Source organism: Thermogladius sp., assembly GCF_049970955.1.
Lineage (GTDB): Archaea > Thermoproteota > Thermoprotei_A > Sulfolobales > Desulfurococcaceae > Thermogladius.
In genome coordinates this window covers 1-4648 of record NZ_JBMFLY010000064.1, presented here as the reverse complement: position 1 = coordinate 4648, position 4648 = coordinate 1, and the positions used below count along the sequence as shown (strand labels likewise).

The 4648-nt window shown below is 62.3% G+C and carries 6 protein-coding genes; 3 read left to right on the top strand and 3 right to left on the bottom strand.

What is annotated here, in order from left to right; all coding sequences use genetic code 11:
* Positions 1-170 precede the first annotated feature (170 nt).
* Complete coding sequence (locus tag ACP5VX_RS06250; protein ID WP_428725026.1) at positions 171-986, bottom strand: hypothetical protein; 816 nt, start codon at positions 984-986, stop codon at positions 171-173.
* A gap of 72 nt (positions 987-1058) precedes the next feature.
* Between ACP5VX_RS06250 and ACP5VX_RS06245 the strand changes: the two genes are divergently transcribed.
* Positions 1059-2450, top strand: a complete 1392-nt coding sequence (locus tag ACP5VX_RS06245; protein ID WP_428725025.1) for a pyruvate carboxylase subunit B — start codon at positions 1059-1061, stop codon at positions 2448-2450.
* Here ACP5VX_RS06245 and ACP5VX_RS06240 read toward each other — a convergent pair.
* A complete protein-coding gene (locus ACP5VX_RS06240; protein WP_428725024.1) occupies positions 2447-2971 on the bottom strand; it encodes a DUF488 family protein in 525 nt (174 codons plus the stop codon). The two genes, ACP5VX_RS06245 and ACP5VX_RS06240, sit on opposite strands and share 4 nt — an antisense overlap.
* Positions 2949-3488, bottom strand: coding sequence for a macro domain-containing protein (locus tag ACP5VX_RS06235; RefSeq protein ID WP_428725023.1), 540 nt, complete (start codon positions 3486-3488; stop codon positions 2949-2951). Before ACP5VX_RS06235 ends, ACP5VX_RS06240 begins: the two co-directional genes overlap by 23 nt.
* Before the next feature lie 65 nt (positions 3489-3553).
* Here ACP5VX_RS06235 and ACP5VX_RS06230 point away from each other — a divergent pair, with 65 nt between their 5' ends.
* Positions 3554-4096 (top strand): LOG family protein, encoded by a 543-nt coding sequence (locus ACP5VX_RS06230; RefSeq protein WP_428725022.1) that lies wholly within the window; start codon positions 3554-3556, stop codon positions 4094-4096.
* 31 nt (positions 4097-4127) lie between these two features.
* A complete protein-coding gene (locus ACP5VX_RS06225) occupies positions 4128-4481 on the top strand; it encodes a HEPN domain-containing protein (protein ID WP_428725021.1) in 354 nt (117 codons plus the stop codon).
* The last annotated feature ends 167 nt before the right edge of the window (positions 4482-4648 follow it).

The following is a 4648-nucleotide window of genomic DNA, read 5'->3' as shown; positions in this document are numbered from 1 at the left end:
CTCTCGATCGTCGGCGACATAATCGCAGGGACTTTACTAGTCTACCAGGGCTGGGTGATACCCGCGATACCGCCGCACGCTGTTGCGGTGGGCTTCCTGTACTCGGTGGCCGTGACGCTCGTGCTGACAGACGCGGCGAAGATAATGACGTTCAGGCTCTTCGGAGCCGTCTAGGCGGTCTCCCGCTCCTGGAGGAAGAGCTTTTTAAGGTCTCCGAGTCTGTTGATAGCGGTCAACAAGGCTGACAACAGCCCTTCCAGGCTCGTGTCCCTAGCCCAGACCACGGCTTCTCTCAACCTCTTGCTGACTAGGACGGGTAGGCCCTCCGGGGCCACTACAGCCCTCCCGCTTCTCAGGCACTCCGAGGCCGCGAGAATAGAGTGTATCGACGTGGAGGTGGTGAGGCAGATGCTAGCCGACCACGCGACGTCGCCGTAGCAGTCCGTGACAACGTAGAGTACGAGCGGGCTCGCCTTCGAAGCCCTCGGGGGGACCGGGGAGGCCACTATTGCTAGCCCGAGCCTGTTCTCGGACAAGTAGTCCGCGAGCCTCTCCAGGTCGCGGGGGTCCCCGCCCGCAACGACGACTACGGGCGTGAGCGGGTACGGCTGGTGCCTACCCCATACCCTGAACACTACTGCGGACGGGTTCAGGCGTACAACGCTGCCGAGGGCCGCCGACAGGACAGCGTAGTCCCTCCAGGAGTAGACCTCCACCCGGGTGGAGGGGGAGGTCAGTCTAAGCAGCGCGACGAGCAGGCCGCGTAGGAGAGGGTTCCCCCCGGACAGGCCGCCCCCCGCCGGCGCGACCACGACCTTCGCCGGCCTCCCCTTGACTAATAGCTCGAGGGCTAGGGCCAGGGCAGACCTGAGAGTGGGTTCCACGATCACCACTCGCCGGCGCCTCCCAAACCGTATGCCGGGGGCCTCCTCCCTCCAAGCTACGGCCTCGCAGGCTCTCCCGTCGGCCAGGCAGACAATGTCCAACGGCAATACCTGTTTTTATCTAGGACCGGCATAGTTATATAACACCGCGCTGTGCGGTTCCGGGTGCTATACATGGTCGAGATCGTCGACACCACTCTCAGAGACGCCCACCAGTCACTGATCGCGACGAGGTTGAGGACGGAGGACATGATCCCCATACTGGACCTGATCGACGAGGCGGGCTTCTACAGCATCGAGATGTGGGGCGGGGCCACGTTCGACGTCATGCTGAGGTACTTGAAGGAGGACCCGTGGGAGAGGCTCAGGATCGTTAGGGAGAGGGTGAGGAAGACCAAGCTCCAGATGCTCTTGAGGGGGCAGAACCTCGTGGGCTACAGGCACTACCCCGACGACGTGGTCGAGAAGTTCGTGGAGCTCTCCTACAAGAACGGCATAGACGTCTTCAGAGTCTTCGACGCCTTGAACGACGTCAGGAACATGGCCGTCAGTATAAAGAAGGCCAAGAAGCTGGGGGCGATCGTTCAGGGGACTATAACCTATACCGTGAGCCCCGTCCACACCCTCGACTACTACTTGAAGCTCGCCGAGGAGATCGCGAGCCTCGAGGTAGACCACATCACGATAAAGGACATGGCGGGCCTACTAGACCCCTACACCACGTACAACCTGGTCAAGGAGATCAAGGCGAGGCTGAAGATCCCGGTGGACGTACACAGCCACTTCACGGGTGGGCTGGCCATAGCGAACTACATCAAGGCGGTTGAGGCCGGGGCAGACTTCGTCGACACCTCGATAAGCCCTCTGGCCTACGGGACGGGTCAGCCGGGTATACAGTCCCTCTACTACGCGCTACCAGCCGAGTGGAGGCCGAGGGTGAACATGGACGTTATAAGGAAGATATCCTCATACCTCGAGCGGGTCTTGTTCACCAAGTACAAGGACCTCCTGGACGTCAGGGCCTTCATGCCCGACCCAAACGTGCTAGACCACCAGATCCCCGGCGGCATGATCACCAACTTCATGCAGCAGCTCAAGCAGGTCGGCGCTGAGGACAAGCTACAGGAGGTCCTAGAGGAGGTGAGGAGGGTCAGGGAAGATTTAGGTTGGCCGCCCCTAGTCACGCCGACCTCGCAGATTGTGGGCGCACAGGCCCTCCTCAACGTGATCAATGGCAGGTACAGCGTGGTCACGAAGGAGGTGATAGAGTACGTGAAGGGGATGTACGGGAGACCACCTGCTCCGATCAAGCGGGAGGTCATAGACTTGGTGTTGAAGGGTGAGAAGCCGATCGACGTCAGGCCGGCGGACCTGTTGAAGCCAGCCCTCGAGGAGTGTAGGAGGGCGCTGGTAGAGCACGGCTTCAACCCGAGCGAGGAGGACGTGGTGACCTACTGCATCTTCCCAGACGTCGCTCTCGAGTTCTTCGAGAAGACGAGGGGGAGGCCGAAGTCCAAGGTCGAGAAGGCTGTCGAGGAGCTGTACGCGGAGGTGCTGGGCGCCTAGCCCGGCCCCACACTGAGGTAGGCGTAGCACGGGGTCGGCTCGTGCCCCCGGGTCGAGCCCCCCACTACGTGCACTACGGTGAAGCCTAGGTGTGCGAGGTAGTCGGCTATAAACTGCCTGTGGCAGAACCTAGGGTCCCTCTCGCGGCATAGCAGCGCGGTCTTCCTCTCCGAGGCCAGGCCCGCGAGCTCCCTCAGCGCACTCTGCGCCTCTTCGCTGAAGACGAGGTAGTTGACGTACGAGTTGAAAGTCGGCGAGTCGACGCACCTGAACCTGCTCTCGTACCTGATGCCGAGGGCGCCTAGGGCGCCCATCCACCTGTACTCAAACCCCTTCTCCCCCAGCGCCTTCTCGAGCTCGGGTCGGGAGAACCCCGGTACCCTACTGCGAGGGAACCTCCGGACGTCAACGACCAGCTCTACGCCCAGCCTCGCCAGGACCGCTACTAGAGACTCCAGTGTCAGCCCCGAGTAGCCAATGGTGTATACGACCCTACCCCTACCCGCACTTAGACCTGACAACGGCCTCGACTCTCCTAGCCGTCTCCTCGTCGCGGGCGTACAGGTAGAAGGTGACAGGCCTGTCGATCGACAGCAGGGCCCTCAGCATGCTCTCCACGCTCTCCTCCGGGCTCAGCCCGCCGACACCAGCGCCCATCAAGGGCAGCGCCACCCTGCTCAGGCCCAGCTCCTTCACCAGCCTGGCAACAGCGGAGGCCGCCCTGTAAACGTTCTCCGCGCTCGACGGGCCTCCCGGCCTCTCGACTGTCGGGGCGTGGATGACGTACCTGACCCTCAGCCTCCCCGCGCCCGTCGCGACGGCCTCGCCTATCGGGACGGGGGCGTGCCTCCTGGCCTCCTCCTCGATCTCCGCCCCGCCCCTCCTCTTGATCGCCAGCGCGACGCCGCCGCCCATGATCATGAGGGTGTTGGCCGGGTTGACTATGGCGTCACCCTCGAACTCGGTTATGTCGCCGCTGACCACCTGGATCGTCACGTAGCCGGCCCGGCAGGTGTAGGTCAGGGGTGCCACCTCCATAGTTCTCTCTCAACCAGAGTAAATTAACCTCTCTGGGCATTTTCTCTACCGGGGACTGCGAGGGCATGTACGTAGGTGTCGCCGCACACAGCGGCGAGCCCAGCGTAGAGCTCGCTAGAGTAGCCAAGAGGTTCGTCGAGCTACTCAAGGAGAGGTGTGGCGTGGAGCACAGGATCGTGGTGGGCGGGTACTGGGGCCTCATGAAGACCGTGGTGGACGAGGCCCTATCCGCGGGTTTCACCGTGGTCGTCCTCCCCCCGGTGGAGGGGGAAGACGTCTCCTTCCCGGACAGAGCGGTGGTCGTTAAGACAGGGCTCTCGTTCAGAGGTAGGAGCGTCGCCCTGGTAAGGACCTCCGACGTGCTGGTGGTTCTGGGCGGTGGCTCCGGTTGTCTCCAGGAGGCCGTGACCGCCTACACGGAGGGGAAGCCGGTCTACGCCCTGGTATCGACAGGGTACCCGACGGACGCCATATCGCAGTGGCCCGAGTACTTGGACGACAGGAGGCTAGCCCCGGTCAAGAAGTACCGGGACGTCGATGAACTGGTGAGAGACCTCTGCCTGAACGAGCACGAGAGGAGGAAGAGGGCTAGAGCCATATATGGCTGACGAGGCTAGCCGGGACCCGGCCGAGTTCCGGGTGCGGGCTCGAAGGCTACTGGAGGACGTGCCGGGGCTGATAGACAGAGGCGAGTACGACCGGGCGGCTTACTACGTAGCCGAGTACGTCAGGCTCTCACTCACGGCGAGGATACTCGAGGTGACCGGGGGTCTAGTGGACTCTTACTCGCTGGTCGGCCTAGCGGCCACTCTCGCGGAACACGACCCCGCCGCGAAGAGACTTATAGAGGACCCGGACGTCCTAGTGGAGCTCTCGCGCATCGAGAGGGTGTTTGTCGTCAGTAGGTTCGGTGGAGGCGGATTCACCGAGGACGAGACCAGGAGACTATACGAGTTCGTGAAAAGGGCTCTCTCACCCGTCCTCGGGACGTGACACGCCTCTAGTCCCAGAGAATCTTGGGTTAAAGGTCACTTACTGTGGGGGACGGGAGTAGTTAGGCCTAAAACTAGGTACGTGGTCTACCGCTGGACGTGTAGAGCTGTGCGGGTAACTCCCGCCAGCTGTGAAGCATGGATATGAAGGTGGTAAACGACAAACCC